The 25,265-nt window shown below is 58.8% G+C and carries 30 protein-coding genes and 1 pseudogene; 15 read left to right on the top strand and 16 right to left on the bottom strand.

The window, feature by feature from the left end; translation table 11 throughout:
* The first annotated feature begins 3 nt into the window (after positions 1 to 3).
* The gene (locus tag AC3EMP_RS21485) at positions 4 to 543 is read left to right on the top strand and encodes a hypothetical protein (protein ID WP_023714719.1); all 540 of its coding nucleotides are present in this window, start codon (positions 4 to 6) and stop codon (positions 541 to 543) included.
* Between the two features lie 23 nt (positions 544 to 566).
* Here the strand turns inward: AC3EMP_RS21485 and AC3EMP_RS21480 are convergent, their stop codons facing one another.
* The 10 genes from AC3EMP_RS21480 to AC3EMP_RS21435 all read right to left on the bottom strand — a co-directional run bounded on the left by AC3EMP_RS21480 (position 567) and on the right by AC3EMP_RS21435 (position 8,730).
* A complete protein-coding gene (locus tag AC3EMP_RS21480; protein WP_352711857.1) occupies positions 567 to 1,160 on the bottom strand; it encodes a hypothetical protein in 594 nt (197 codons plus the stop codon).
* Positions 1,157 to 1,744, bottom strand: coding sequence for a L,D-transpeptidase (locus AC3EMP_RS21475; RefSeq protein WP_352711860.1), 588 nt, complete (start codon positions 1,742 to 1,744; stop codon positions 1,157 to 1,159). Before AC3EMP_RS21475 ends, AC3EMP_RS21480 begins: the two co-directional genes overlap by 4 nt.
* On the bottom strand, positions 1,725 to 2,891 hold the full coding sequence (locus AC3EMP_RS21470; RefSeq protein WP_352711988.1) for a CpaE/TadZ family protein: 1,167 nt from the start codon (positions 2,889 to 2,891) through the stop codon (positions 1,725 to 1,727). The genes AC3EMP_RS21475 and AC3EMP_RS21470 overlap by 20 nt, the downstream gene beginning before the upstream one ends.
* Entirely contained in the window at positions 2,888 to 3,523 is a 636-nt protein-coding gene (locus tag AC3EMP_RS21465) for a TadE/TadG family type IV pilus assembly protein (protein WP_352711863.1), read from the bottom strand. The genes AC3EMP_RS21470 and AC3EMP_RS21465 overlap by 4 nt, the downstream gene beginning before the upstream one ends.
* On the bottom strand, positions 3,517 to 4,011 hold the full coding sequence (locus AC3EMP_RS21460) for a TadE/TadG family type IV pilus assembly protein (RefSeq protein WP_352711866.1): 495 nt from the start codon (positions 4,009 to 4,011) through the stop codon (positions 3,517 to 3,519). Before AC3EMP_RS21460 ends, AC3EMP_RS21465 begins: the two co-directional genes overlap by 7 nt.
* A 7-nt stretch (positions 4,012 to 4,018) precedes the next feature.
* On the bottom strand, positions 4,019 to 5,542 hold the full coding sequence (locus AC3EMP_RS21455) for a TadE/TadG family type IV pilus assembly protein (RefSeq protein WP_352711868.1): 1,524 nt from the start codon (positions 5,540 to 5,542) through the stop codon (positions 4,019 to 4,021).
* A gap of 70 nt (positions 5,543 to 5,612) precedes the next feature.
* Positions 5,613 to 5,894, bottom strand: coding sequence for a hypothetical protein (locus AC3EMP_RS21450; protein WP_352711871.1), 282 nt, complete (start codon positions 5,892 to 5,894; stop codon positions 5,613 to 5,615).
* A 4-nt stretch (positions 5,895 to 5,898) separates the two neighbouring features.
* Positions 5,899 to 7,344, bottom strand: coding sequence for a type II and III secretion system protein family protein (locus AC3EMP_RS21445; protein WP_352711874.1), 1,446 nt, complete (start codon positions 7,342 to 7,344; stop codon positions 5,899 to 5,901).
* A gap of 50 nt (positions 7,345 to 7,394) precedes the next feature.
* Positions 7,395 to 8,417, bottom strand: a complete 1,023-nt coding sequence (cpaB, locus tag AC3EMP_RS21440; RefSeq protein WP_352711876.1) for a Flp pilus assembly protein CpaB — start codon at positions 8,415 to 8,417, stop codon at positions 7,395 to 7,397.
* A 94-nt stretch (positions 8,418 to 8,511) separates the two neighbouring features.
* Positions 8,512 to 8,730: a Flp family type IVb pilin gene (locus tag AC3EMP_RS21435; RefSeq protein ID WP_352711879.1), complete on the bottom strand. Its 219-nt coding sequence runs from the start codon at positions 8,728 to 8,730 to the stop codon at positions 8,512 to 8,514.
* A gap of 530 nt (positions 8,731 to 9,260) precedes the next feature.
* Here AC3EMP_RS21435 and AC3EMP_RS21430 point away from each other — a divergent pair.
* From AC3EMP_RS21430 to AC3EMP_RS21410, 5 genes are read left to right on the top strand one after another with little or no spacing between them, the layout of a single operon-like run.
* Positions 9,261 to 10,649 (top strand): TadA family conjugal transfer-associated ATPase, encoded by a 1,389-nt coding sequence (locus tag AC3EMP_RS21430; RefSeq protein WP_352711882.1) that lies wholly within the window; start codon positions 9,261 to 9,263, stop codon positions 10,647 to 10,649.
* On the top strand, positions 10,649 to 11,617 hold the full coding sequence (locus AC3EMP_RS21425) for a type II secretion system F family protein (RefSeq protein WP_352711884.1): 969 nt from the start codon (positions 10,649 to 10,651) through the stop codon (positions 11,615 to 11,617). Before AC3EMP_RS21430 ends, AC3EMP_RS21425 begins: the two co-directional genes overlap by 1 nt.
* Before the next feature lie 18 nt (positions 11,618 to 11,635).
* Positions 11,636 to 12,586 (top strand): type II secretion system F family protein, encoded by a 951-nt coding sequence (locus tag AC3EMP_RS21420; RefSeq protein ID WP_352711887.1) that lies wholly within the window; start codon positions 11,636 to 11,638, stop codon positions 12,584 to 12,586.
* Positions 12,587 to 12,639: 53 nt separating this feature from the next.
* Positions 12,640 to 13,185 (top strand): tetratricopeptide repeat protein, encoded by a 546-nt coding sequence (locus AC3EMP_RS21415; RefSeq protein WP_352842924.1) that lies wholly within the window; start codon positions 12,640 to 12,642, stop codon positions 13,183 to 13,185.
* 9 nt (positions 13,186 to 13,194) lie between these two features.
* Positions 13,195 to 13,734 (top strand): prepilin peptidase, encoded by a 540-nt coding sequence (locus AC3EMP_RS21410; protein WP_352711893.1) that lies wholly within the window; start codon positions 13,195 to 13,197, stop codon positions 13,732 to 13,734.
* Positions 13,735 to 14,011: 277 nt separating this feature from the next.
* On the opposite strand, the pseudogene AC3EMP_RS21405 reads toward AC3EMP_RS21410, so the two are convergent.
* The 3 genes and pseudogenes from AC3EMP_RS21405 to AC3EMP_RS21395 all read right to left on the bottom strand — a co-directional run.
* Positions 14,012 to 14,244, bottom strand: a pseudogene (locus AC3EMP_RS21405) (winged helix-turn-helix domain-containing protein); the annotation flags it as partial.
* A gap of 900 nt (positions 14,245 to 15,144) precedes the next feature.
* Positions 15,145 to 15,645, bottom strand: a complete 501-nt coding sequence (locus AC3EMP_RS21400; RefSeq protein WP_488494669.1) for a hypothetical protein — start codon at positions 15,643 to 15,645, stop codon at positions 15,145 to 15,147.
* Positions 15,646 to 15,738: 93 nt separating this feature from the next.
* The gene (locus AC3EMP_RS21395) at positions 15,739 to 16,062 is read right to left on the bottom strand and encodes an exopolysaccharide production repressor protein (RefSeq protein WP_348524880.1); all 324 of its coding nucleotides are present in this window, start codon (positions 16,060 to 16,062) and stop codon (positions 15,739 to 15,741) included.
* A gap of 190 nt (positions 16,063 to 16,252) precedes the next feature.
* On the opposite strand from AC3EMP_RS21395, the gene AC3EMP_RS21390 reads away from it, so the two are divergent.
* Positions 16,253 to 16,438, top strand: coding sequence for a hypothetical protein (locus tag AC3EMP_RS21390; protein WP_023824900.1), 186 nt, complete (start codon positions 16,253 to 16,255; stop codon positions 16,436 to 16,438).
* Positions 16,439 to 16,626: 188 nt separating this feature from the next.
* Here AC3EMP_RS21390 and AC3EMP_RS21385 read toward each other — a convergent pair whose 3' ends face one another.
* Entirely contained in the window at positions 16,627 to 16,851 is a 225-nt protein-coding gene (locus AC3EMP_RS21385) for a DUF768 domain-containing protein (protein ID WP_023741142.1), read from the bottom strand.
* A gap of 1,214 nt (positions 16,852 to 18,065) precedes the next feature.
* Here AC3EMP_RS21385 and AC3EMP_RS21380 point away from each other — a divergent pair.
* The gene (locus AC3EMP_RS21380) at positions 18,066 to 18,446 is read left to right on the top strand and encodes a hypothetical protein (RefSeq protein ID WP_023824899.1); all 381 of its coding nucleotides are present in this window, start codon (positions 18,066 to 18,068) and stop codon (positions 18,444 to 18,446) included.
* 272 nt (positions 18,447 to 18,718) lie between these two features.
* Here AC3EMP_RS21380 and AC3EMP_RS21375 read toward each other — a convergent pair whose 3' ends face one another.
* A complete protein-coding gene (locus AC3EMP_RS21375; RefSeq protein WP_023824898.1) occupies positions 18,719 to 19,462 on the bottom strand; it encodes a hypothetical protein in 744 nt (247 codons plus the stop codon).
* 827 nt (positions 19,463 to 20,289) lie between these two features.
* Between AC3EMP_RS21375 and AC3EMP_RS21370 the strand changes: the two genes are divergently transcribed.
* Positions 20,290 to 20,694, top strand: a complete 405-nt coding sequence (locus tag AC3EMP_RS21370) for a hypothetical protein (RefSeq protein WP_155923320.1) — start codon at positions 20,290 to 20,292, stop codon at positions 20,692 to 20,694.
* 189 nt (positions 20,695 to 20,883) lie between these two features.
* Here AC3EMP_RS21370 and AC3EMP_RS21365 read toward each other — a convergent pair whose 3' ends face one another.
* Complete coding sequence (locus tag AC3EMP_RS21365) at positions 20,884 to 21,081, bottom strand: hypothetical protein (RefSeq protein WP_023824896.1); 198 nt, start codon at positions 21,079 to 21,081, stop codon at positions 20,884 to 20,886.
* 86 nt (positions 21,082 to 21,167) lie between these two features.
* Between AC3EMP_RS21365 and AC3EMP_RS21360 the strand changes: the two genes are divergently transcribed.
* The 6 genes from AC3EMP_RS21360 to AC3EMP_RS21335 all read left to right on the top strand — a co-directional run bounded on the left by AC3EMP_RS21360 (position 21,168) and on the right by AC3EMP_RS21335 (position 25,260).
* Positions 21,168 to 21,509, top strand: a complete 342-nt coding sequence (locus AC3EMP_RS21360; RefSeq protein ID WP_023734669.1) for a hypothetical protein — start codon at positions 21,168 to 21,170, stop codon at positions 21,507 to 21,509.
* Between the two features lie 60 nt (positions 21,510 to 21,569).
* On the top strand, positions 21,570 to 21,773 hold the full coding sequence (locus tag AC3EMP_RS21355; RefSeq protein WP_023824892.1) for a hypothetical protein: 204 nt from the start codon (positions 21,570 to 21,572) through the stop codon (positions 21,771 to 21,773).
* A gap of 1,062 nt (positions 21,774 to 22,835) precedes the next feature.
* Positions 22,836 to 23,120, top strand: a complete 285-nt coding sequence (locus AC3EMP_RS21350) for a hypothetical protein (RefSeq protein ID WP_348626017.1) — start codon at positions 22,836 to 22,838, stop codon at positions 23,118 to 23,120.
* A gap of 241 nt (positions 23,121 to 23,361) precedes the next feature.
* Positions 23,362 to 23,838 carry an Hsp20 family protein gene (locus AC3EMP_RS21345; RefSeq protein ID WP_352597176.1) on the top strand — a complete coding sequence of 159 codons (477 nt, stop codon included), beginning with the start codon at positions 23,362 to 23,364 and terminating at the stop codon, positions 23,836 to 23,838.
* A gap of 74 nt (positions 23,839 to 23,912) precedes the next feature.
* Positions 23,913 to 24,422 carry an Hsp20/alpha crystallin family protein gene (locus AC3EMP_RS21340; RefSeq protein WP_352711899.1) on the top strand — a complete coding sequence of 170 codons (510 nt, stop codon included), beginning with the start codon at positions 23,913 to 23,915 and terminating at the stop codon, positions 24,420 to 24,422.
* 70 nt (positions 24,423 to 24,492) lie between these two features.
* A complete protein-coding gene (locus AC3EMP_RS21335; RefSeq protein WP_031215424.1) occupies positions 24,493 to 25,260 on the top strand; it encodes an NADH dehydrogenase ubiquinone Fe-S protein 4 in 768 nt (255 codons plus the stop codon).
* The last annotated feature ends 5 nt before the right edge of the window (positions 25,261 to 25,265 follow it).

The following is a 25,265-nucleotide window of genomic DNA, read 5'->3' as shown; positions in this document are numbered from 1 at the left end:
GACATGAAGCGCAAGTCGATAATGCTCTTTGCCTTCCCAGCTCTGATCCTGCTGATCTTGGCAGGGGAGCGCATGGCGACTTTCTTGCTGGGAGCATATCCGGCCAGTCCCGCAATGTGGCGGATCTGGCTTGAACTAAGGCCGCTGTCGACGATGTTCTGGCAACAGGTCGATCTTTATCTCGGGTCGTCGATGGTCCTTGATGCCTTGATGCTGGCCGCCGCGTCGATGGTTTGCTGGATGGCGTGCCGCACAAGAAGGTCGGCCGCGTTCTTCTTCCTTGCCAACCACGTCGCCCTGCTTTTCGCCGGGTTGATGATCGCTGTCACCAGCCATTCCGAAACAGCCAGCACGATCGCCTCTTTCACGGTACCCGGCGGCCTTCCGTTCCAACTTACGGTCGATTTCACCTTGAACAACAGTCTTGTGCTGTTTCTGGGCGTGACGGCATGCGCCTACTGCCATGTCATCTTCCTCAGCGAAACCCGACAGCGGTCCGAAGCGCTGGCCGCTAGGCTCGTTGCTCTGCAGCGAGATCTCTAGGATAGCCCCACCTTTTTCCGGCGTTAGTTGATCTTCCGGTAGTAAACCTTGCCGTCGGCCTGCTCTATGCGCTGGTAGTCGGGGCTTGGGGCAGGCGCTGCAGCTGCAATCCTCCTTTTGGGCGGACGCGGTGTATCGACGACGCTGGGCTCGGTCGCGTCTTCACCATCGAGAACAGCAGGCGCCTCCGCCATGCTGCCGGTCGCGACCATCGAAGGTTCCGTTGGGCTCGACATGACTTCGTCACGTGCAAGAGGCTGGTTCTGTGCCAGCCGGGCCATGCTCCGGTTGATTTCGCCAAAGCTGCTCTGCAGCTGACTGTCCAGTTTTTCAAATCGGCTCTGAAAACCGTTGTTGACCGTATCCAACTGGCTGCCGATTCGTTGTTCGAACGTCCCGAGTTGTTCCAGGCGCCCTTCCAGAAAGCGCATATCGCTGATGCCGCGGTAGAGATAAACCGCGGCTATCATATTCACCAAAGTGAGCAGGGACGTGCCGATGATGACGGCGCCGACAATGCTTCTGTCGCTCGGTTTCACAACGGCAGCTTGCTCTCCAATGCGGGCTGCTGTCCCAATCTCGATTGCCGGCATGTCCGGTTCGCTGATCATCGTCATTGAACCACCACCTTTGCGCCGATCGCGACGCGCTTGAAGAGATCGATCACATCGGTGTTGGTAAGGCGAAAACACCCCGATGTTCCGTCGAAGCCAACACCCTTGGGATCGTTGGTTCCGTGTATCCGATAGAGCGTGTCACGCCCGTCCCGAGAGAGATAGAGCGCCCTGGCGCCGAGTGGGTTGTAGGGACCGGCAGGCACCATTTGCGGCAGGTCCGGCTGGCGGGCGCGCATTTCGCGGGGTGGGCGCCATTCCGGCCATTCGGTCTTCGCCCCCACCTTGACTACCCCGGTCCAGCCAAATCCGTCGCGTCCGACGCTGATCTGATAGCGAAGCGCCTGGCCCTGTCGGGTCACCAGATAAAGCGCTTTCTCGCCCTTGCGGATAACGATTGTTCCGGGTTGTTCCCTGGTTTCAAAGGCGACGGTCTTGCGCAGGCTGGGGCCCATTGCCGGCAGCGGCGGCCGATCCGAAAGTGCCGATCGCGCGCTGGCGGAGTCCTGGACCGACATCGTCAGCGCCATGCCCATGGCGCAGACCAACCCAAGGACGATCCGATACCTACTTGGCAGCAGCGTCATCGAGCCGCTCTTTGAACATCCGCTTGAGGTCCTTGTTGAAGCGCGCACGCCCATCCACCTCGGCAGGCAGGATAGCACGGTTCAACGCATCGGTGAGAAGCGAATTGTCCAGCGCGACCGACTTGATGTGCGGCGCCTTGAAGATCTTTTCGAGTTCGCTGCGCGAAAAATGGTTGCCGAACCATTTGCGCTTGTGCTTGTTGGCGACCAGCGTGATGCTGACAGCATTGCCACGCAACTCACGGATCTTCTTGTATAGCCGTTTGCCTTGCCGCAGCGAGGCGACGTTGAGTTCGAAGACGATGAATATCTCATCGCTCGTCGACAGCACGGAATTGTGCCAAGGCGTCTCGATGTTCGGCAGGTCGATGACGATGTCGTCAAACCGGTAGGCGACGAGGTCCAGCAGCCGGAAGACAAAATCACTGCCCTGCGGTTCGAAAGGCAGTTGCGGCCTCTCGAAGGAATAGAGCGTCAGCCCGGACGGGCGCGAGAGCTTGATGACATCCATCAGCTCGACGTCGAGCCTCTCCGGCTGGCCGATGATGCCGCCGAGGTCGAACTGGTTGAACTGGTTGAGATAGGCGCCGCAATTGGCGCTCTGGAAATCGAGGTCGACCAGACAAGTGGAAGCCGCCCGCTCTTTCGACTTCGATGACAGGAACTCGGCCGCCGAGAGAGCGAGCGTCGTCGCGCCGGCGCCGCCGCTGGCACTGATGAAGGTAATGATGCGGCTTTTCGTTCCCTGGTTGCCGGTGTCGTGGAAAGTCACTGCGTTGAGCAGTTCCTTGCCATCGAGCGGCTTGTGCAGCCAGTCCGAAGCGTTCATGCGCACCAGCACCCGCGTCTGCTCCGACGACAGCTCGTCGGAGACCGCGATCAGCGGCACGGTCGCCCAAAGCGCGCGCGCCTCGACGATGCCCGGCCTTCCGAGCAACTCGCCATTGCCAAGGTCGAGGATTACGATGCCGGGGCGCGTATCCGCGGGCGGCCCCCTAAGGAAGTCGCCGGTCTCGGAAACCCTGACGTCGTAGATCGCCAACGCATCGAGCCGCGTCGCCACATCGCGCTTGAAATTCGCATCCGACGAGAAAAGCGCCACCTGCTTGCGCTTGGTCGGTGTAACCTTGGTGTTGATGGCGTTCATGGTGCCCACGTGCTCTTCATGTCTTCGCCCGTAACCGTGCTCAGCATGGAGGGCATGGTGATGTTTCCGAATCCGAGCAGTCCGGCCAGGAAGAAGAACTGAAACGGATGATTGGTGATGCTGACGGTGATGGTCGGCACCGGCCCACTGGGCCGCGTCCAGTAACCGAGGCCGGAGGCGGCGTATTCGATCCGCACCTCTGACTTTTGCAGCATCGGCAGAAAGTCATGCATTCCGGCACGGTTGGCGGTACCGTCATAGATCGCGTCGAACGAGGTTTGGCTGGCATTCGCGGGTAGGCACGCGCTTCCTCCGATACTGCAGCATGCGACACCTGCTGCGCTTGCAGTGCAGACATAATCATACGTGCCGGCCGGCACTGCGGTTCCGACTTTGGTTACATCGCTTTGCGTTAGCGTCTCAGATGGAAGGCCCAGTGCTACAGGTGTAGAAATCTGCGCCAGTCTTGCACCGGCTTGCACTGCTTTATTTCCAGCGTTCCATTGGTAAAAGGCATAGCCGAAATCGACGAAGCCAAGCAGAACCGTCATTAGTAGTGGCAGAACGATGGCCATTTCGACCATCGCAGTGCCCGACTGCTCGGCGCAAAACTTTCGGTTTCCCATCACCATCCGATAACTCGTTCTTGATGGGAGACACTAAGGGTAAGAGCACCAAAGCCGAGATACGACAAGAATCCGAGATCCGGGTAAGAATAGGATGTACTGACGTCCACGACATCGACAGTGCTCTTGCTGCTAAGATAAAGCTGCGTGCCCGTGGCCACATCAACTGCGTCCAGCGAGACGGCCTTGGTGATCGCAACTGCCGTTGGTTGCCATCCGGTCACCCTGGCGCTGCCGTTGGCGACCGCCCCATTGGCAGCAAGGTTTTGAGCCAGCCCCTTGCAGGTCTCCCAGTCACTGCTGCACCGTGCCATGTAGCGCCCCGCATCCTCAACGCCGGCTTCGAGAAGCAGGCGCGTGTTCAGGATATTGGAGAACTCAAACACACCAGCCGATAACAGCAACACCAGTGGTATAGTGAGCGCGGCTTCCACCAACGCGGCGCCACTTTCGTCGCCCTGGAACCGCCGGATGATTTGCCTAAGCTTGGTCATGTCGGCTCTACCGGTACAACTGGGCTTCGTTGCGGAATGCTTTATCGACGAGCGTGTTATTGGCAAACCCGCCATCGACGTCGACGATCTCAAGGCTGATCGGCTTCTCGGCGCCGGTGCCGTCTGGGTCGTCACTTGCGTTAGATTTCGCAATAGGCGCGACCAGGAAAACACTGGCGTATCCGTCTGGCTTTAGCTGCGTATGCCCGTTGATCTTGGCCTGGTTAGCGATGCAGTCGACGATAGCCATGTTGAGCAGCCGCCGATCGGGATCTGAAGTCGGGGTGGTGCCCTTGAAGCAGGCCGGCGTTCCTCTCTCGTTTGACGGCCCCTTTGACTTATCGCCAACAAGGCCGTTCGCGATTTCATATTTGTAGACGTCGTATCGAGACGCCGGGGCCGTCTTCGATATCGGGTTGGTAGCGCTGGGAATGCTAGGGACGCTGGTTTTGTGATTGCTAGACCAGTAATCGCCGTAGAATGTCGTGGCGTTGGTGATCTTCTGCGAATATGCGTTGTTGCCAGCAACCCAGGCTCCGGGCGGAAGCGGCAACGCCGTGGCGGGAGGCCCATCGGTCGCAGGATCGTATTTGTTGCACGTATTGCTTTGCTGCCCCTTGCGGACGTTGGATGCCGGTCGATAAGCCCAGTTCTTGTCGTATTTACTCAAAGAGCCGCTGTATAGATCGAAGCGGACATTAAGACCGGCGCCCACCTGCCCCAGCGTGACGCCGGTTTTGGTGGTAATGGCATTGCGGTTATAGCAGGTTCCGGCGGTACCCATGGCGATCGCATCGCGAAGGGATGTTAGATTGTTGTCGAGCAAGCCAAAGTTGCCTGGCCCGGGATTGCTGTCGACTTTAAGGATACGGAACTCGCGGCTGTAGGTTTCCCCCGATGCAAAGGCCTGCTGGATGGTCTTGCTGGTCGAGGTGTCGGACGTCTCGAACGGATTGCACATGAAGACCGGCACGGTTTCGCAGATCGACTGGACGAACCCGGCCACGGCCTGGGGCTGGATGTCCATAGTGTCGTTGCCGCCGATAAAGCTTGCAGGAAAGATCGTTGCGAAGGCGCCTGCACCGTCCGCCAAGCCAGAAGCGTTCACCGTCACCAAGGAGAAAGACACGGCTGCGGGGTCAGTACTGGCCCAGTTGATTCCGTTCGAGTCGACGCCGGCAGCGCTCAACCTGATGGTGTCGCTGGCGGGAATGCCGGTCAGGTAGGTTACCGTTACATCAGACAGGGCGAGTGTGTGATCTCCTGACGTCGAAAACTTGGTTTTGTTGGTGACAAGGGTCGTCTTCGCCAGGTTGGCTCGGATGATCGAATCCGATCTGCCATCCAGTTCCGCGGCTGTCGCAAGCGCAAGGGCGTCTATACCCTTCTGAAGGTCGTTGTGAAGGCTGTTTGCCCGGCTCATGTCGATCGCCAGCAATGCGAAGCCAACCAGCACAGGCAGCATGATTGCGACAAGGATCATCGCTACGCCGCGTTGATCGTTCCAGAACGCCCTAATGGTCCCCAACATGACCTTACTCTCTAGCTTCCTTGCACCTGGCCCTCGTCCCGCCCGGCGCATCGCGACCGCATCCTTCTGTTCAATTCGCTCCGTTGGTCACACCCGACCCGCCGACGTTGACCGTTATCGCAGGCGGTGGCGGTGGTGGCGGTGGAAATTTGTAGCCCTGTGCAACAGCGGCTGCTCGGGCGCCGTCGCCTTCGATATGTGTGTTCTTCGCGTTCGGATTGAACGGATCGACCGCCTGCAGCAGCGAATTGTATTTCTGCGTATCGCCGGCGGCCAGCGTCACCGAATCGTAGTGGTTCAGATAGTCGGCGGCGCAGCTTGACAGCGCGCCGGCACACAAGAGGAGGACCAAGGCGCTATTTCTTGACATAGAGCATCTTGTCCTTCGATTTGAAGTCCAGCATGTGGCCATAGGGGCCGGTCACACCGTCTCCCGTTTCATATTTGCGGATCATATCCTTGTTCACCTCGAGCTGACCGAGGATGAAGAACTCCGGATCGTTGGCCGGCCGCGTCTTATCGAACGGGGTCGCCAGTTGCTCGCCGGGTTTCACCGGCCGGACGATATGCGGCGTGACGATCACGACGAGTTCGGTCTCTTCCTTCTGGTTGCTCGAATTGCGGAACAGTGAGCCGATGACCGGAACCTGGCCGAGCCACGGCACCTGGTTCTGCAGCTTGGTGGTCTTGCTGGACAACAACCCGCCGACAGCGAAACTCTGGCCGTCGCGCAGTTCGACGACGGTCGCCAGCTTGCGGTTGGTGAAGATCGGGTCGCCGGCGGTGGTGAAACCGGTCAGGTCGCTCACCTCCGGCGCCAGCTTCATATGGATCTTGCCGTCGTCGAGTACGACCGGCGTGAACAGCAGATTGACGCCGAATTGCTTGTACGTGATGGTTACCTCGCCATCGGTGCCGACGACACGGATAGGCACTTCGCCCCCGGCGTTGAAGCTGGCCGGCTCACCGGACAGCGTGGTGAGATTGGGCTCAGCCAGCGTGCGCACAGCCCCCTTGGCCTCAAGCGCTTCAATGATCAGGTCGACCTTGATGTTGCTGTCGATGACGCGGGTGATCAGCGCCGCGAAGGGACTACTGTTCGACAGTAGACCGCTAAGCAGACCGCCCGGTCCAAGCACCACATCGTCTTCGTCGACGGCGGCAATACCGGTTCCGGTGCGTGACGTGCCGCTACGGTTTGTGCTCCTGATCGACACACCGAGGTCGCGCCCGGTATTGCGCTTGGCCTCGAGCACACGCACCTCGAGATTCACCTGCTGGCTGTCGTCGACGATGACGGAATTTATGATGGCGTCGGGGCCATATTGCTGCACCACCTCAAGGATCGATGCCAGCGTGGCGCCATCCTTGACGTGACCGCCAAGCCTGACCTTGCCGTTGATCGAACCGATTTCGATGCGCGCCCGAGGCGCCACCTGCCGGATCGCCTGCGCCATGTCGCTGACGTCGACACCGACTTCGATCTGGATGACGCCCAGCGAACGCTTTTCCGGGGAGAAGAGATTGACCGTGGTGGTGCCGGCGCTCTTGCCGATGACATAAAGCGTTCGGTCGGTCATCGGCTGGGCATCGGCGATCTTCTCGTCGCCGACGACGATATCGCCGAGCTTGGCGCTCACCTGGAGCGTCACCGACTGTGACATCGGCAGGAAGACGCGATGGACGCTGGGGGTCGACACGTCGATGAAACGGTCAGCCGCATCGGCCGCAAGGCCCGATAGCACCAGCGCAGCCAGACCGGACAACGCGGCCGCCCCCATCCTAGCCCAAAACCCCTGCATCCTATCTCCCCAATCACTGCCGCCGGCAGCCCTCGATTGCCGCGTGTCTGCTATGGTTGTCGCGGCACATCGTAGGATTCGAGCTTTACGCCGCGAAACACGCCCACAGTAACATTCTTCGGCGGTTCCGGCTGTACGTATTTTACCACTTCCTTAACTTCCGGCGCCGACGCCACGGTCGGCTTCACTTTGCCCAACTCGTCGAGGCGGCTTCCCACTCTGTCCACCGCCTGGGTCAATCCGGCAATCTTGTCGTCGGCGCGCTTGCGCTCAGCTGCGGCCGCGGCGTCGGCCGCCACCTGCTTATCCAGTTCGGCCTGCCTTTTGGAAACGTCGTCAGGCGTTTCGCCGGTCAGATCCGAAAGCGTCACGCGTTCGGTCGTCTCGCCCTTGCTGGCCGCAGCCTGGCGAAGCGCCAGCGACAGCTGCCCGGCGCCGGCCGCCAGTGTCAGCTTCTGCGCATCTTTGGTGCTGGCCTCGAGCGTCACCGACTTCACAACCGTCGGGCTGTCCTTGCTTTCATCCGCCACCTGGTCGATGGCGAGCACCTTCATGCTCTGCAACAGCACGTCGACAAAACTCTTGTCCGCGCCATCGTCACCGCGCACCGTGCGTGTCAGCAACACATCGACCCGGTCACCCGGAAACACGAAGCCGGCAACGCCGAGCACGTCGTTCACCCTGATGGAAACGGCCTTCATGCCTTGGCCGAGCACAGCCGAAAGCGTGGCGCGCTGACCTGGGCCGGTGATCTTGCTGGCGAGGACAGGTTCGTTCGCGCTAATGGTTTGAAGCGCCTGCCTCGTGCCTTCGCCTGCCAGAGCCTCCTTCGTTGTCTTGAAGGCGCCCGTTGGAACCGCACCTGCCGGCCACGCGACTTCGCGCAATTTATCTGCGGTGAGCGCGTCGCCGAACTTCAGCGGCATTGCCGCTACGACGACTGTGCTGCGGTCAACGAGGCCGGTTTGCGCCATGGCGCTACGCTGGCCGGCGAGCCAGATATTGACCAGCACAACTGCCAGAACGCCGAATACGCCGGCGAGAACGATCATGATAAGCGTATTGGCGCGCATGCCCAAGCCCCAAGCCCCGATGCGGGATTCGCCCGCTGCGATCGGACTCAGGCCCGGCTCGAACGATCCGGGCCTGAGTGTAATAGTCAGGCGATCAGCTGCCGGTGCCGAGGGCGGCATTGCACGTGCCGGTCGGGTGCCCGTCGAGCGCGGTGCAGAGCGCCGAGAAGCGACCGTTCACCCAGCCGCCAATTGCAAGGACCGTCAGGATCGATGCAACGGCGATGATGCCGATAAGGATGGAATATTCGACCATGGCAGCGCCGTTCTCATCGTCGCGGAACTGCCGGGTCACCGTCATGAGCTTCTTCATGTCAATGTCTCCCTTTTGGAGGTTTGAACCCGACGAGACAGAGCCAAGGATGAACCCCATACCCAAGCATCCCCCGTCACCTCAATCCTAGGTCCCACGAAAAAGCAGAGTCAAACGGATTAACGGTTCCTTAACCTTCCAATACCTGAACTAGCGAACTCAAAAACCATTTGGATTGTAACAAGAGCTTGATTCGGCTGGATTTTCAACCGTCCTTAACCATTCGTTCACAATTTGGCCGCAGCCAACGCAAAACGACAGTCGTATTAGCCAATCTGCATATTCCTTTATATCTAAGGGTTTACGGGGATCTTTCACCCGCATCTCATTTGTTGCGGTATGAAAGGTCCCGTGAGGTGGAAGTTGGCGAGACGGTGAAGCGCGCGGCATCGAAATAAAACGATATTTTTCTGGCGCCCTCCTTAACTATGTTGAAAGCATTGGTCTCACGTGAGACCCTCCAGCGCTTGTGCCTCGCTTGGTTAACGTTTAGTTTCCGCTAATAAGGGCTAGCGGGGGTATAAGGGATTATGCTGGGGCGGTTTATCAAGGGACCAAGCGAGCAGCAGGCTGCGACAAGGCCCGAGCAGCCGACGGTACTGCCTGCCGCTCCGGCCCTTTCGCCGGCCGCTGATATTGAATCGCGCGGCGACGATTTTCTGACACTCAAGGTCGAACTTCATCGGCACCTTATCGATCGTTTCAATCTGACCGCTCTTGAAAATGCCTCAAAGGACGAGATCCTGAACGAGATCCGTCCGATCGTGCGTGAGTTCGTTCGTGGCCGAAACGTGCCGCTTAATGCGCGCGAGCTCGATCAACTGACCAGCGACACGGCGGACGAGATGCTAGGGCTGGGGCCGATCGAGCCGCTGCTCAAGGACGATTCCATTACCGATATCCTGATCAACACCCACAAGCGTGTCTTCATTGAACGGCGTGGCCTGGTTGAGGAGACGGCCATCCGGTTTCGTGACGAGGCGCATCTGCTGCGCGTCATCAACAAGATCGTTTCGGCGATCGGCCGGCGTGTCGATGAATCGTCGCCGATGGTCGATGCGCGGCTGGAGGACGGCTCTCGCGTCAACATCGCGGTTCGGCCGATATCGGTCGACGGCCCGCTGGTCTCGATCCGAAAATTCTCGAAGAACCCTTATTCGCTCGAGCGTTTGATGGCATTTAATTCGATCCGGCCGCCGATGATCGAGCTGCTACGGATCGCCGTCCAGGCGCGCAAATCGATCCTGGTTTCGGGCGGCACCGGCAGCGGCAAGACCACCTTGCTCAACGCGCTGTCGAGCTACATTCCCTCCAGGGAACGCCTGATCACCATCGAGGATGCGGCGGAACTGCAGTTGCAGCAGCCGCATGTCGGTCGGCTCGAAACACGGCCGCCGAATGTCGAGGGCAAGGGCGAGGTCCGTCAGCGTGAGTTGGTCAAGAACGCACTGCGCATGCGGCCAGACCGCATCATCGTCGGCGAGGTGCGGGGCGAGGAAGCCTTCGATATGCTGCAGGCCATGAACACCGGCCATGAAGGCTCGATGACCACCATCCATGCCAACACACCACGAGACGCCATCTCGCGCCTGGAGCAGATGGTCGGCATGGCCGGCATGCCGATGACACACGAATCCATCAGAGCTCAGATCGCCTCGGCCATCGACATCATCGTGCAGACGCAGCGTCTTTCGGATGGGGGCAGACGGGTCATTTCGATATCGGAACTGACCGGCATGGAAGGCAATGTCGTTCAGCTTCAGGAAATCTATCACTTCGTCCGACGCGACGTCACTGCGGACGGCGCGATTATCGGCGATTTTCGCGCAACGGGTGTCCGTCCGCGTTTCGCTCCGGAGGCCGCGACGCTTGGCCATCATTTTGCCAAGGACGCCTTCAACCCGCAGGTTGCCCTCTGATGCCAACTGGTCAAGCTCTACTGTATTTCATCTATATGCTGGCGGCAGCGTCGGTCATTCTCGCCGGCGAAGCTCTTTATCTTTCATTTGCTGGCCGCCGCTCCCGGTCTCTAGCAATTAATCACCGTTTGAAGCGGCTCGTCGGCGAGGTTCCGGCCGAACAAACGTTGCAAGGGTTGCTGCGAGAACGCGGCCTCACGGACTCCGGCGACTTTCTTTTTGGACTGGTCTGGTTGAACAGGCTCTATACCCAGTCCGGCATCACCGGAAATCCGTTGACCTTCGCCGCAACATTTCTGCTTGCAGGGCTGGCTATGGCGGTGTTGCTGATACTCATCAATTTTTCCGCTTCGGCGTCGCTTCTTATCTTTCTGATCGTAGGGCTTGTCCTGCCGCTCCTCGTCCTCCGGCGCGCCCGCAACAAACGAATCCGGAAATTTGCCAAACAGCTGCCGGATGCGCTCGACATGATCGTTCGTTCGCTGCGGGCCGGACACCCTGCTTCGGTCGCGATCGGTCTGGTCGCTCGCGAAATGCCCGATCCGCTCGGCACCGAGTTCGGCATCGTCTCCGATGAAATCACGTTTGGCCTCAGCATCGAGCAGGCCGTACGAAAGCTTTCGCAGCGTGTCGGCTTCGAGGGCCTTCAACTGCTGTCGGTATCGCTGTCGATCCAGGGCAAGACGGGCGGCAATTTGACCGAAATTCTGGCCAATCTTTCCTCGGTGCTGCGTGAGCGGCAGAAATTGCGAATGAAAATCAGGGCGCTTTCGGCTGAAGGTCGCGTCTCCGCGTGGATCATTTCCTTGTTTCCTATTGTGATGTTCTTCACACTTCAAGTCCTTTCCCCAGCTTACTACGGCGCCGTCTGGGGCAATCCGCTTATCTTCCCGATATTTCTGATTTTTGGGTTGTGGGCGCTGCTTGGCGACTACATCATGTACCGGATGGTTACTTTCGATTTTTAACTGCGAGCGACGAACAAAGTGTTTTCGAACATTCAGGACCTGGGATTCTTGGTGTCTATCGCCGTCTTTGTGGCGGCGGTGTCCCTTTTTCTGTTCGGTGCGCTTGTCTTCTTGCCCGCTCTGCAGACACGAAAGCTGGTCGTGCAAAGCCTGATGGGCGAAGAAATTACTGACCGCCGATCGATGCTCGGACAAGACGAGCTTGCCAAGATTGCCGCGCAACGGCCGGTCGATGCCTACTTCAAGTCGATCGAGAGGGAGCGGGAAGAGCCAAACGCCTTGGAAGCGAAGCTGTTTCGCGCCGGCTTTTATCAATCAAGCGCACCGCTGATTTATACGCTATCCCGCCTTGTCGCGGTCTGCGTCGGTTTTCTGGCAATGTACGCACTTTTGTCGCGGGTTCTGCCGCCGCACCTGCCAGGCTTCATCACCCTTGCCGGTTCTGCCCTGTTCGGCCTCGCCTGCATGGTTATTCCCGCCATTCTGCTCGACCGTTTCGAGAACGGCCAGAAACAGATCTATCGTCGAGCCTTCCCCGACTTCATGGACATGATGATCACCTGCGCCGATGCCGGCATGAGCCTGGAGGGCGCAGTCGAACGCGTCAGCCATGAAATGGCCGCCACCCACAAGTGGCTAGGAATACAGCTGTCGATCATGAATTTGCAATTGCGTGCTGGCAAGCCGTTGCGGGAAGCGCTCCGCGAACTTTCAGATCGCATTGGACTTGACGAGGCGCGGGCACTGGCTGTCCTGTTCCGTCAATCAGAAGAACTCGGCACCAGCCTCACCGATGCCTTGCGTGTTTATAGCGCCGAGATGCGTGGGCAAAGGATTTTGAGTGCAGAGGAACGCGCCAATTCGCTGCCGGTCAAAATGATGATTCCGTTGGGGCTGTGCATCTTCCCAGTGGTGATGATGGTGATCATGTTACCCGTGATCATTCGAATGAGAGGCGTTTTCTTCTAGATGAACATGTGCTTTGGTCAGGAAACGGGTCGGACGACCTTTGGGGAGACTAGATGATAAGGCCAATGCGCCTCGTGGCCGCCGCCAGTCTGCTGATCGTTGCGCTTTCTGGTTGCCAGACGGCCGATCCCGATGGTGTGGTTCGCACCAATGAGCCCTCAAAAGGCGACGTAACGTCCTTTGGCGATGCTTTCGACGGGCTGAAGACGGTCGGCGACGTCGAATACTATGCCTCGGACCAGGCCGTCGCCGAGGCCAAAAATCAGTTCCGTGCAGAAAATTACGGCAATGCCGGCGCCCTGTTCTTCAAGGCGACGCAACTGGCCCCCAATGATGGTGGCGCCTGGATGGGACTGGCCGCCTCATGCGACCGGATCCACCGCTTCGACCTCGCCGATCGGGCCTATGGCCGAGCCTTCAAGCTGGTCGGCGCGACGCCCGAATATTACAACAATGTCGGCTATTCCTATCTGCTGCGCGGCAAGCTGCAGGACGCACGCGCGAATTTCCTCAAGGCCTACGAACTGGCGCCCAACGATCCGACCGTGGTCAACAATCTGAAGCTGCTGTCATCCAGCGTGCAGAACGTCGAGCGGTAGAGCGCCTGTATGTTGTTTGCCGCTTCGCTGCTGCTGAAGGCGTTTGCGATCCCTCTGCTGGCATGGGTCGCCTGGATAGACTTCTCATCCCAGAAGATATCCAACCGTCATGTGCTGCTGCTTTTGTGTCTCGGGCTGGGATCGCTTCAGCTTGTTTCCATAGCAAGCCGATCGTGGTGGGATATGGGATTGAGCCTGATCGCCGGAATTTTGCTGTTCGTCGCGCTCTTCCCGTTCTGGATTTTGCGCAAGGTTGGAGCCGGCGACGTCAAGCTGATTGCGGTCGTCCCGTTTCTGACCGGTGGAAGCGGTCTCGCCATTTTCTCGGTGCTGCTATTGGTTTTCGCCGTCGCCACGGTGGCGGTCATGAAAAACCCGTTCCTGCTGCCGGAAGGCGCGTTTCGCGTCTATGTCCAGCATATGGACAGGAAGGGCGTCGTGCCGTTTGGCGTGCCGATTTCGGCAGCTGCGATTGGCGCTGTCGGTTTCCAGATTTACGGGAGTTGGGTGGTGGCGAGCAGCTCAGGAATCCTGGATCAGCTTAATTGAACCTCGGCAGTCCGCTTTGCTGCACGAAGCGCGCACCGACGTAATCTTTGCTTAGTGCCGAACTGGCAGTCTATCTGCCTATTGAGGGTGCGCTATGATACAGGATTACCGGTCGACAGTTGCCTGGTTGGCGGCTGGATTGATTGTTGGTGCCGTGGCGTTCCCGTTTGCGGCTGTTGTCAACAAACCGGCGACACCAACAATTATCAGCGCCGAACCGCCACCGCTCCCAATCATCAAAAAGACGTTCGTCCGAAAATGGCGCCGTACATAGCGATCAGTGGTGCCTGTCCCCAATACCCCGCACCGTCTGCAGCCAGACCGGATTGGACGGATCGCGCTCGATCTTGCGGTGCAGGGGGTTGATCTGGAGTCGATGGTGCGCTCACCGACTTCGGAATCGTCACCGGCGAGTTCATAACGCGGCATGGTTTCGCCGACCCGTGCGGCGAAGACCGCCAGGGTCTCCTGCTCGCGGCCGCGCCCGCCACCCCGCCTCAGTTCGCGCCTGGACAGCGTGCCATGCGTTCCCCAGCGCTCCTAACGACATTGGTAGGATCATCGAAGATCGCTTCAATGGCAGGTTCCAGATCGAAAAAAGGAAGGGAAGAAGAATCTGTGCGCTCTCTGCACACAGTCTCCCAAATTATCTGCTTTTGCAGGAGTCGCCTGGTGGTGATCTGCCTCGGGAGCCGGCGATCGGCGCGGAGGCGACCATTCCTGGCAAAAAAATTTCCGGCTTCGCATGACCTTCCGCCGCAACACGGACAAGACGCTGCCGGCAAGGGCTGAGCAATAAAAAGCCCGCCACCGTGAGGCAGCGGGTTCTCTTTCGGAAATGATGAGCTGCCTTTTACGGCCGGCCTTCATGGGGCGGGGTTGCGGATGCCTCTGGCCGGACATTCGACGTCATTGAAGCGAGGCACTCCTCCAGACGTTCCAGCCGCGCCTTCTGGCATCGCAGTGTGTGCGCGACGTCATGCAGCCTGGATTTACCCTGAGAGTTGGCGGCAGCGATCAAGTCTATTTGGAGCAGACTGATCTCGCTCCGCAGATCGCGAGCGTCAGCTTCCATCAGACCCCTGATCCATCCAGCCCCGCGCATTCCAGCACACCATCCACCGAGACCTGCGTCGCACGATAGCAGCGAGTTTGCTAACAACCATGCCATGAACCTTCTCGAATTTTATGCATTGCTAATATATAAAAGGCCCGCCACCGTCAGGCGTCCGGGCAGTTTTTGCCCCGTCGGATCGGACTGTGAGGTTTGTCACGGACGCATCGACGTATCGGCGTAGGCTACGTGCAGTTTCCTGCAGGGGTAAAGGGAGTGGTCCCGATGCTTGTGAACCTTCCTATGCTTGTAAATCTTCGTCTTGTCGCAGTTGGTCCCCTTGCCGATTGGGTCCGTCATCGAGCCGAGCAGAAGGCGATGTTGAAGGCGGCGGACGAGTTGAGCAAGTCACCAGACGACATGCTCAGCGACATCGGGATTTCCCGTGACGACATCACGACGTTTGCGTTCCGCAGCCCGGCGTCGAGACGTTGGGGCTGAGCAACAAAAAAGCCCGCCACCGTGAGGGAGCGAGCCAAATTATTCGAGAAGCAAACTGGATCGTTCCAGGTTCTGTAGCGCGGGAAGCGCCGCCGGTCGCCGAACACCCGGCCGAGGATGCGAATGCAAGAAGATGGCCCTCGTCCGCACACCATGGAATCGAGAAGGAACGTCTCGTGCAGACTTCCCTTGGCGGCAAAGCGGCCCCCATAGCCTCGCCCGTGATTGTTGCGCCAGCTCATGGTTTGCGGATGACCGCCTCCAAACATGGCGACCACAACGCACCCGTCCTCCAGTTCCGCGTCTGGATCAATGATAAGGCTTTCAGCCCGAAGCTCGGGGTAGGTGTCTGTCACCGCAAACACGTTGTAGGCCCACTTGCTGGCGGCACTGCGAGGCAAAACTGCTGCCCCAGGGTCACGTGACCATGCCGAGACGATCGCGGGCTATCAGATGCCGTCGACGTTCTCTTGAGCCGCGACCGAAATTCGACTAGTCGAGTCAGCCGCTTCCGATGATCGCCAGTATATCAAGCAAACGACCAGCCCGGCGTACCCGACTTGCAGAACGATCAGCGCAAGGACCGCACAGCCGAGCGCGGTCCAAATTGAACCGGCTTCGATGTAGGTCCAGATCGCCACAATGATCGCGGTGGCAGACATGCCGACCAGAAACTGTGGAAAATACATTCCTCCGCGTTTCATTAATTTAGCGATTGCGCAATTAGCCGATTCTAAAATATCGCTGCAGCATGATGTCGCATCGGCTAGCACTACCCATCCACAGAAATGGTCGCTGCAGTCTTTGGGTGTGGGGCCGCACCGGCCACCGCGCGTTGCCTAAGATATACTCATATTAGCGATCGCGCAATTAAGCATGTAGGCGCTCCCAATCCGAAACTCAGGGAATCCCTGTTGAAGGCTCAAACGAGAGGACAACCTAATACCGTTGAGAGTCGCGGGCATGGACGACGGAATGGGCGGAGCATCTTGGGTTTTCGACCTTGACGCTTTGCGCAAGGCTTTCCTCGAGTTCGTAGAGGAGCATAAGACCACGGATCATCCTGAGTGGGGCGAACTCGCCAAGCTGTTCCTCGAAAAAGAACGAGAGCGGCACCAAGAACCGGACCCTGCCCAGCCGGAGGGGTGAACGCACCAGCGCTGTGTGACCCGACCGGCGCAGAAGCCATGACCAGAACAAACCGGGGATTCACGGATTCGCGGTGTCGATCTACATTTGCTCTGAGATGGCATTGGCGTGGCGCTGGCCGGTTAGGTAAGCGAGCCCCTTGTCAGGCAGTCCGGCATGTAGGACATGACCGGCACGTCGGGGAAGCCTCAGGCTAAGTCCACCCTTTCGGCGACACGACGATTCACTTCGATAATCAATTCGAAGACGCTTTCAAGCTCGCCGTTGATCTCGTCGGCAGGAATCCCGGCCTTCTCGGCAGCTGTCATCAACTGGTCTTTCAAGTCGCCAACCGAGATGGGGTCTCCCCGCGCCACAATGGGCAGTTGTTTGGCTACCCACTTATCGAGAAACCTCAGGCCACGGACGCTCATTTGTTAGCAACCTCTCATCCTTGACACTGCACCCGCCTGCGGCCGGGTGACACCCGATGGCATAAGCGTGACGATTCCCTCCTATGACTTCCCGCATGCGGTTGTCGATTCGACTTCGAAGGCCGTGATCGGCCAGATATGGAATTAGTCGGCCCGGTCACGCGCATCGACGGCGACAAGGTAACCGTCAGCCTGCGGCCACTGGTGACTGTCGACGCCGAGCACGTGCGCGTTGTTGAGAGCCATGTGGGGTCGCCACGGCGAAAAAAGCCGATTGTTGACAAAGCCTAACGGCGCTGCTTGAGGAGATCAAAGGCCTCGTCGCAGGGGCAGCCGCCGGAAAGAATGGGATTCGGGCCGCTTTGGATTATTATGCGGTTCCCGAGCCAGCACGGCGACAAGTACCGAGCAGTCGAGTTCCTCGTTGAACGAAAAGTGCGGGTCGGCCTCTGGCAAGATCTGAGCCAAGCGTAGCGATTTCAACCTGGCTGTCTTGGCGGCACGTTCTGTGCATTCAACCTCATTGATCGCTTTCGCGGACCGCACTGCACCTCGGCGTTCTCCCAGCCAACACATTTCCTGGTAGCCTCATTCTCACCTCCCCCCAACGCAAATTTCTACATTCGGATGAACCATGTCGCCCTTCATTCTGATGAAGCCCAAGCTGAAGCAGCGGACCAGATGGCCCGCGATTGTGGGCTCGCACCGCCCGGCGAGGTGACGCGAGCCCGGCCGAGTCTTGCGGGACCTCGACCAGCAGCGAACACCCACTCGCTGCCGTTCTATCAACAAAGCCCCCAAATTTCAGGTTCCGCTTATATACAAAAAGCCGGCCTCCTTTCGGCAGCCGGCCAGTTCCAACAGAACAAGGGAACGTGCACTGATGGGGCAGTGCAACGCCCGAAGTGTTCGAGGCCACAATGTTCCAAGGGTGAGAATAACGAGGCAGCCTAGCTAGCGGTTGGTGCCAGCCGCATGGCTTGCCCCCTCCGCCCTCTTGACTGCCCGAGCGGGTTAGGTACCTTCACTGCGTGCCTTGAGAGAAGCGGCCCGGGCACCTTTGGAAATCAAGCCGCGTGATAACCGACGAGGGGGGAGCCCTTACGTCGTAGACAACGAGCAGCACGGCTGCCCAAGCACAACTCCAAACAACAACAATCCGGCTTCCGCGCCCATGGCGGCGTTGCGGCCACTAAAAAACATGGAGCAAAGTGATGACCAAAATTGTCGAATATCAGGATAGTAACGTGACGGTGGTATCGCGGAATCCATTGCGAGGCGCACTGGAACTGGTGACCGATGACGACCACACAACCTTCCTCGAACTGGACAGGGACAGCGCGGAGTGGCTGGTGTCGGCGCTCCTCGACTTCCTCATGGAAGGCAAACACCCAGAAACACCAAAGATGACTGTTGAACCGGCCGCTGACGCCGCCAGAGGCCGCGACCAAGTTCTAACCGCCATTTTTGAAGGCATAGCAGCAGCCTATCAAGCCACGCTCTATGAAAACAATGATCCTTTGGACAATTGCGCGACCTTTGCAGAGACGGCACTAGCGTGGCTGGAGTCGAGTGGCTTAAGAGTGGTGCGTTAAGCCACCTTTGCTGCCTGCACGGTTTCGGGCGAACCGTGCAGGTTGCCCAATGGGGGCGAAAGTGGAACAAACAGGGGATTCACATTCCCGGAGTTCCGATCTAGAATCATTCCATGGAAACGGTGTTCGATGATATCGCCAACGCCCTCAGAGAGCCCCGCTCAGACGTGTGGCGCCCAGTCCGCGCCTTCGCCCTCGATCTTGCCGCCAAGCTGTTCCTTGGCCTCGCTGTCGGCCTAGGCGTTTGCTTTGGAATGGCGCTGGCTGGTTAGCTATCTCGCTGCGGCCGACTGAAGTGCGACAGCAGCAAAATCTGCCGTTGAGTTTCCCGAAAACGTAGCAGTCTCTGATTCAGCGGAGGTCGAACTTGTTGATGCATGGATGCCAAGGAAATCCTTTCCACAAAGGGCACTAAAATCTTCGGTGACATTGCTCATGGACCCGGAGGTGGTGCCGGAAGCGATGAGCGAGATAAAAGCGATGCCATCGGCTGGAATGGTGATGGTAATCCTGTCGCCGCTTTCTGCAGCTATCGCGGCAGGTATCTCAGAAGCTCCAACCACTCTGTAAATCTGCGCCGTGACAGACGGGTTGCCGCCATCAAAAGTGAACCCGATGTCGGTCGACGTTGTGTTTTCCAATATGTCGCCGCTGCCGGCTGATATGAACCAGATCTCGGAATTGGCGCTTGAGGGCACATCATGACTGCGCACCAGGCGCCTTGCCCGAAGGTCGCCGACAGTTACGGTATCCAGCGTCCGCAACTCCCCGAAAAACTTCCATGAGACTTCGAGCCAGATATCCCTACCGGTAGCAACAGCACCAAGGTTTTTCGAGGGCGCCTTAACCGTGGGGCCAGGGACGAGCCCCCCACTATTAAAGGCCGAGACAGCCGAGACCATGATCGGTGACGAGCGCTGTAAATTCTGAAAGCCAATGATCGCCGCCGTGATCGCCAACGCCGCCAGGACAAGGGCAATCGCTATCCAAACAACTGACCGGCGTCGATTTCGCATCGTTGCCCCAACCCTAGGGGAAATATCAACGTATTAGCAACTGCTTGTATTTCTCGTGAACCAGGATCATTCTTGCCGCACGGAGGCCACCAGTAACGATGGAAAAGGGGAACGTCATGGAATCCGTTTGCTACGCCCAAAGCTCGATCTGTTTGCTGTCGCTCTTAGTCAACACCACGATGGCGCTTATTGTCTTGACGCCATTCGCAGCGACGCGCCTGCTGGTGTTGAGGATGCGCGCGGACTCGGGCCGAAACCTTCAACTCGCCTAAGGCGCCGTGGGCAAACCACGTTACCGAGGCGCAGATCATGCGAATATTTCTGTTGATCCTTGCCGCTGTCGCCGTGTTCTACATCTGGGGCAACGTGGCGAACAAAGGGCTGTACACTGCCCAGATTGAACGCAGCGTGGGTCTAGTCGCAGGCTTCGAACTCATAAACTAGCGCATCGCGATTGGTTGCACATCATGGCCAGAAGGTTGCCGCAACCATCAGACTGCACCGATGTGGGCCATGAAATCGGCAATGACGGTGTCCCTCTCGGGTGCGCTCGGTACCGTCGAGAACGTTGCAAGCTCAAAAATCTGCGGTCGAGATAGCCGCCAACCGATTTGCCGAGGCACATCTTGCGCGTCGTCAAATCGTTGATGGTATTACCCGACGCCACGGACGCCTCGATGCCATTGACGGAGAATAGAGGCTCCCGCCTTCGTGGCGCCATGTCGTCACCACAGGCACGCCGGTCGAAATGGCAGTACTGGGAACCTGCCAAGGGTACGACACGAAATTCGATCCTTGGCCAATGGGCCCCGGGATAGAAGTGCCATTTGCAAATAACCAGCGTCGTCACCCCACAGGATGTCATTGTTAGCGGCGTTGCCTGCGCCAGTGTTGTTGGTGTTGTTGGTGTTGATGGCATCGATGTAGCCCGAACAGATCACAAAGCCGGACGACAGCCTCACGAAATTGGAGATGCTCGCGCCTATCAGTTGGCTGGTGATGCCGTTGAAATCGGCGCATGTCCGGCTGATTGGACCTGCAGTTGTAACGGCCGGCTGCGCACTGGTGACCCCAATCTTCTCGAAGTGCCGGCCGCCGCCGGTCTGGTCCTTGAAGGAATCGGTGCCGGGCGTCGGAATCTTCGCCCTGGAAGGGTTGTCGATGTTGGCTTCGATCTTCAGTGCTTCGAGCCTGCCGCTCAGACTCCGCCGAGCGTCGGTTCTTTGCGGTAGGCATTTTCCGCCGCGACGAATTCCGAGGTCGGTCTCGGGAGCTTCAGTGCTGATCTGAAGTAAGCGGCGCTGGCCGTTTTCGAAGAGCGAGATATCTTGGCAGCGATGTTCATTGCCATTATGTCCATCGCAAACGCGATGCGTCCCGTCGCGTTTGTCACGTTTGCCGAAAATATTCCCGCCTAGCCGCTACCTCGGCTTTCCATCTGCCGCCGACGCGCCGGCCGAAACCTTTCCGATCTTCTGGCTGAGAGCCTCGGCGGCAACCGCCGTCTCGACCCAATCTCCAGAACTCCGATCCTCGAACTCCGTTTCGATCTCAGCGACGAGCGCCGCTATTTGCGCGAGTTGGCGTCTGATCGCTGCGAGTTTGCGCACGGTGCTCATGGGCACGTCTCGATCGATGCCGGAACCAAAGTCGTTGAGCAAAGTTTCCTTACCGAAGGGCGTTTTAGGTTTTTGGAGAACTCGAAATGAAGACCATCATCCTTGGCGCATTGGCGCTTTGCTTGGCTGCGCCTGCGGTCGCGTCCGCAGAAGAAGGCATCGTCGTCCAGACCCAGCGACATCACCACCGCCATTATTGGGACGACAACAATAACGACCGTGTGGTCATCTATCGGAACGGACACCGTCTCCATCGCCGCCATCATGGCGAGCAGGCGTTTTACGACAATGGCGAGCGCGCCTGGCGCCGGCATCATCACCGGTCCAGCGACTTTGTGGTCACCGGATCGATCAACCGTCCGATGCATCACCGCCGTCACGTCGTCATTCAGCAGGACGACAACAACGATTATGACACCGACTATTGATCGCAGTCTAACGGCCCGGCCTTCGACGAGAGCCGGGCACCGGAGGGGAGGGGTTTCGCCATGACGATGCTGTTTCAATCCTTGGACTTGGACGGTCACAAGCGCAGCGAGCTTTACCATGCGGCGCGGTTGTCGATGCTCCAATGTCGTGTGTTGACGCGCTTCGATCGGGTCGAAGAGGCTGCCGATAAGGTGCAAGCAGCGGCTGAGTTGTTCGCTGAGGCGGCTCGACGTGTCGGAAGCGCTCAAACGCTCGGTATGTGAGCGCCAAGTCGGCGGCGGAACCGGCAGGCGGCAACGCGCGTTGCCTTTGCATGGTCGACTATCTCAAATCGGTACTGAAGGAACTGTGTCCTGCCTGGCTCATGCGGAAGGCGGGCGTCGTAGACGTTCGCCCTGTTGAGCAGCAGCCAGCCATAAGCGATCTAATAGGTGCGGCGCCGCCGACGCGATATCGTGGGCCGGTGCGGTCCGAGCCTCCCGACCACAGGCTTAACGAGTCCATAAGCAAGCGCAATTCGGGCTGACCCGCGACGCAGGAAGTTCGAAAAGCTTCCAGGACCCCCAACAAACTGGACGACGCAAACGACGCAAACTGGACGCCGCAGACAACAATCAGGTTCACGGACATCCTGGTGAGCATTCGCATTGGAGCGGATAGTATCGTCGGCAAAAGAGGGTCCGAAAAGGCCTTTCGGCAGCTCCTCGTAGGAACGAAAAAAGAAGAGAAGCGGAACTTGCGTGTGCAGTATTTGCACACGAACCCTCATAAACATTTGATTTGATTTTCAGCATCTGTTTAACATCAGAACCTTAGAACCTGCCGCACACGCTGCGTCAGCAAGACCTTCCTGCAACGCGACGTTGCGCGGCGCCGGGGCACCGACACCAAGTCGATCGCAGTGAGACGCCGACAAAGCCCTGTTAGCGCGCCTGAAGCCTTCGGCGAACTCATCGACCTCCATATCGACGACATGTGCGATGTAGGCAAGTCCCCTCGCCGCTCCAAGGCCGCAGCCCTCGCTATGCTCCGAACATCTGGGGAAGTGCAGCATCGCCACCCTCGATCGCGAACGGCTCGTTCGCATCGGTCGTGATCGAGCCGCCCAGGGTGCCGGACGATGAGTCTCGGTATCGACATCACCTAGGGAAGGTCGTTGAGCGTCGTTCCTGGATGATCTGCCTGGTCGTGATCGCGACAGCCGCTGGCGAGAGCCGCCAAACACGCATGAGATTGTCTGAAGCGGAGGACCATCCATGGAAGGACCCATTTCGAGCTATTTTGCATCGATTGAACCCGTGGGGCCCTGACGTTTTCTGGACCGCTTGCTGCATCCGGCGCGGCATTTCAAACATCCCCACGACGTTTTGGCCGATGTTGCCCTGGACGATCAGGAGAAGCGCGCCATTCTTTCGCCATGGGCATCGGATGCCTGCGCCGTAGAATCCGTGCCAGCGCTTCGCATGCTGCCGCGAGCGGGTGAACCGGCCAGCTTCGACACGATCATGGATGCGTTGCAACAGTTGGATCAATCGGATGAGCGTGCCGGTCCTGACTGCAGTGACAGCGCGGCAGTGGCCGCGTTCGTACCATTCGTCGATCGGATTTAAGGGCGACGTAGTTGTTCTTGCACCATGGACCCGTCGGCGAGTGACCCCGCCGGCGGAAGGGGTGGCATTGGTGCGTTCGCCCAGATTGCCGATGAAAATTTTCCTATTCTTGCTCTTGAAGGTGCAAGTCGCGATTCTAAATTGATGGTCGCCGGCCGCCCAATGGGGCCGGCAACACCAGGAGGCGGCAAGGCTCTTGGGTGCCTTCTGTTGTCCATGTTGCTCAAAGGAGGATGTGGCTATGAAGACAAACCTCGATTTTACCCCTCTATACCGGTCCAGCATCGGCTTCGACCGCATGGTCGACATGCTTGAAAGTGCGAGCCGTGTGGCCTCGTTCGACAACTGGCCGCCCTGCGATATCGCCAAGGTTGATGATGATCAGTATCGCATAACGATGGCGGTCGCCGGTTTCCCGCAGGACCAGTTGACCGTCACCCACCAGCCCAACATGCTGGTTCTGAGCGGGTCGCAATCCGGCGATGAGAACGGCCAGTATCTCTACCGCGGCATCAACGGGCGCGCTTTCGAGCGTCGGTTCGAACTGGCCGATCATGTCAAAGTCGAGGGCGCCAGCCTTGAGAACGGGCTGCTGAGCATCGATCTCAAGCGCGAGGTTCCCGAGGAGATGAAACCGCGCAAGATCGAAATCTCCAGCGGGGCTCCCATGCCGAAGATCGAGGCTCCCAAGATCGAGACCGACAAGCTGGCCGCCTGAGCAATCCACTATGAAGGCTTTCGCTTGAGCCGGGCGTCCCGTCCGGCTCAGAGACCTACGAAAGGAGAAAGACAATGAGCGTACGTGACTTGATCCCCTGGGGCCGGGGCAACGGAAACTCGGCGCCCAGTCTCTTCCCCGACGGAGATCGAGACCCCTTCGTCTCCCTCCACCGGGAGGTAAACCGGCTGTTCGATGACGCCTTCCGCAGCTTTGGCGCCAGACTGCCGGCCTTCGGTCCCTCTTTCGCCGCCAGTTGGCCGAGTGTCGAAATCTCCGACACGGACAAGGAAGTCCGCGTCACGGCGGAAATACCTGGCCTGGACGAGAGCGACATAGAAGTCCTGCTGGAAAATGGGGCGCTCAAGCTTAAAGGCGAGAAGCGTTCCGAGACCGAGGACAAGGACCGGCAGTTCTCCGAGCGGTTCTACGGTCGCTTCGAGCGCCTCATTCCGCTCGGCTACGAGGGTGAAGAAGACAAGGTCAACGCCGCCTTCAACAACGGGGTGCTGACCGTGACGTTGCCCAAGACCGAGCGGGCGCAGGCGAAGGCCAAGCGGATCGCAATCAACGGGAAGAACTGACGGATGCAGTATGGGTGGCGGCCCTTACGGCCGCTGCCCGTGCGACCCTTCATAACGGGAGGGACAGGCAATGGAGACAGTTCAAAGCAGCGACAACAGAAACCTAACCAAGACGTCCGTCCGGCCGGACAATGACAATCGGCCTCGTCTAGACGGGCCGGCTTTGTCAATGGGACGGTCAGTGTTTCCGGACGGCGCAACGGCGCGGATCTACCAGCCCTGCCGCTCGGCCATGACCTCGGCAAAGCCCCGCAAGGACTGGCGATTGGTCTTCGAACGCCGCACAGCCCCGTTCATCGAGCCGCTGATGGGCTATACCGGTGGCCGAGACACCCTGACCCAGGTTGAACTGAACTTTCCGACGCTGGAAGCGGCGATCCGTTATGCCGAGCGTCAAGGCCTCAACTATGTCGTGCAGGCTGCACCTCCTGCTTCCCAGGCCAAGGTCACGCGCCAGCATGCATCGGAGGAGAAACAGGCCTTTTCCGACCTGGTTTGGCAGCGGCTGCAGTTGGCTTGGCTCCAGGCAAGCCACGGCTATGGCGCCGGCGCACAGGCAGCGCACATACAGACGGCGCTTTCCGAGCCGGAGACATTCTACGCCTCTCCGATGGAGGTTGTGGATGACCCGGTGCTCGCACCCGACGAGAAACGCGCTGTGCTCAAGAACTGGGCCTGGAACGAGTACCTGATCGACCTGGCCACCGCCGAAGGCATGCCGGAAAATGCACGCCCGTCGCGATTGGACGAGGTCGAACTCGCCTTGCTGGCCTTGGAAGTCCGAAACCGGGGCTTCCAGACCAGGACCAGCCCGGTGCACTCCCGGATAGCCGCATGATAAGG

The sequence above is a fragment of the Mesorhizobium sp. P160219 genome (genome assembly GCF_057786095.1).
The sequence above is the reverse complement of the archived record's forward strand: the minus strand, read 5'-3'. Positions and strand labels throughout refer to the sequence as shown.

Coding starts and splice junctions, on each gene's coding strand:
- AC3EMP_RS21485 (WP_023714719.1), top strand. CDS start 4: ATGAAGCGCAAGTCGATAATGCTCTTTGCCTTCCCAGCTCTGATCCTG.
- AC3EMP_RS21480 (WP_352711857.1), bottom strand. CDS start 1,160: ATGACGATGATCAGCGAACCGGACATGCCGGCAATCGAGATTGGGACA.
- AC3EMP_RS21475 (WP_352711860.1), bottom strand. CDS start 1,744: ATGACGCTGCTGCCAAGTAGGTATCGGATCGTCCTTGGGTTGGTCTGC.
- AC3EMP_RS21470 (WP_352711988.1), bottom strand. CDS start 2,891: ATGAACGCCATCAACACCAAGGTTACACCGACCAAGCGCAAGCAGGTG.
- AC3EMP_RS21465 (WP_352711863.1), bottom strand. CDS start 3,523: ATGGTGATGGGAAACCGAAAGTTTTGCGCCGAGCAGTCGGGCACTGCG.
- AC3EMP_RS21460 (WP_352711866.1), bottom strand. CDS start 4,011: ATGACCAAGCTTAGGCAAATCATCCGGCGGTTCCAGGGCGACGAAAGT.
- AC3EMP_RS21455 (WP_352711868.1), bottom strand. CDS start 5,542: ATGTTGGGGACCATTAGGGCGTTCTGGAACGATCAACGCGGCGTAGCG.
- AC3EMP_RS21445 (WP_352711874.1), bottom strand. CDS start 7,344: ATGCAGGGGTTTTGGGCTAGGATGGGGGCGGCCGCGTTGTCCGGTCTG.
- cpaB (WP_352711876.1), bottom strand. CDS start 8,417: ATGCGCGCCAATACGCTTATCATGATCGTTCTCGCCGGCGTATTCGGC.
- AC3EMP_RS21435 (WP_352711879.1), bottom strand. CDS start 8,730: ATGAAGAAGCTCATGACGGTGACCCGGCAGTTCCGCGACGATGAGAAC.
- AC3EMP_RS21430 (WP_352711882.1), top strand. CDS start 9,261: ATGCTGGGGCGGTTTATCAAGGGACCAAGCGAGCAGCAGGCTGCGACA.
- AC3EMP_RS21425 (WP_352711884.1), top strand. CDS start 10,649: ATGCCAACTGGTCAAGCTCTACTGTATTTCATCTATATGCTGGCGGCA.
- AC3EMP_RS21415 (WP_352842924.1), top strand. CDS start 12,640: ATGATAAGGCCAATGCGCCTCGTGGCCGCCGCCAGTCTGCTGATCGTT.
- AC3EMP_RS21410 (WP_352711893.1), top strand. CDS start 13,195: ATGTTGTTTGCCGCTTCGCTGCTGCTGAAGGCGTTTGCGATCCCTCTG.
- AC3EMP_RS21390 (WP_023824900.1), top strand. CDS start 16,253: ATGGACGACGGAATGGGCGGAGCATCTTGGGTTTTCGACCTTGACGCT.
- AC3EMP_RS21385 (WP_023741142.1), bottom strand. CDS start 16,851: ATGAGCGTCCGTGGCCTGAGGTTTCTCGATAAGTGGGTAGCCAAACAA.
- AC3EMP_RS21380 (WP_023824899.1), top strand. CDS start 18,066: ATGACCAAAATTGTCGAATATCAGGATAGTAACGTGACGGTGGTATCG.
- AC3EMP_RS21375 (WP_023824898.1), bottom strand. CDS start 19,462: ATGCGAAATCGACGCCGGTCAGTTGTTTGGATAGCGATTGCCCTTGTC.
- AC3EMP_RS21365 (WP_023824896.1), bottom strand. CDS start 21,081: ATGAGCACCGTGCGCAAACTCGCAGCGATCAGACGCCAACTCGCGCAA.
- AC3EMP_RS21360 (WP_023734669.1), top strand. CDS start 21,168: ATGAAGACCATCATCCTTGGCGCATTGGCGCTTTGCTTGGCTGCGCCT.
- AC3EMP_RS21355 (WP_023824892.1), top strand. CDS start 21,570: ATGACGATGCTGTTTCAATCCTTGGACTTGGACGGTCACAAGCGCAGC.
- AC3EMP_RS21345 (WP_352597176.1), top strand. CDS start 23,362: ATGAAGACAAACCTCGATTTTACCCCTCTATACCGGTCCAGCATCGGC.
- AC3EMP_RS21340 (WP_352711899.1), top strand. CDS start 23,913: ATGAGCGTACGTGACTTGATCCCCTGGGGCCGGGGCAACGGAAACTCG.
- AC3EMP_RS21335 (WP_031215424.1), top strand. CDS start 24,493: ATGGAGACAGTTCAAAGCAGCGACAACAGAAACCTAACCAAGACGTCC.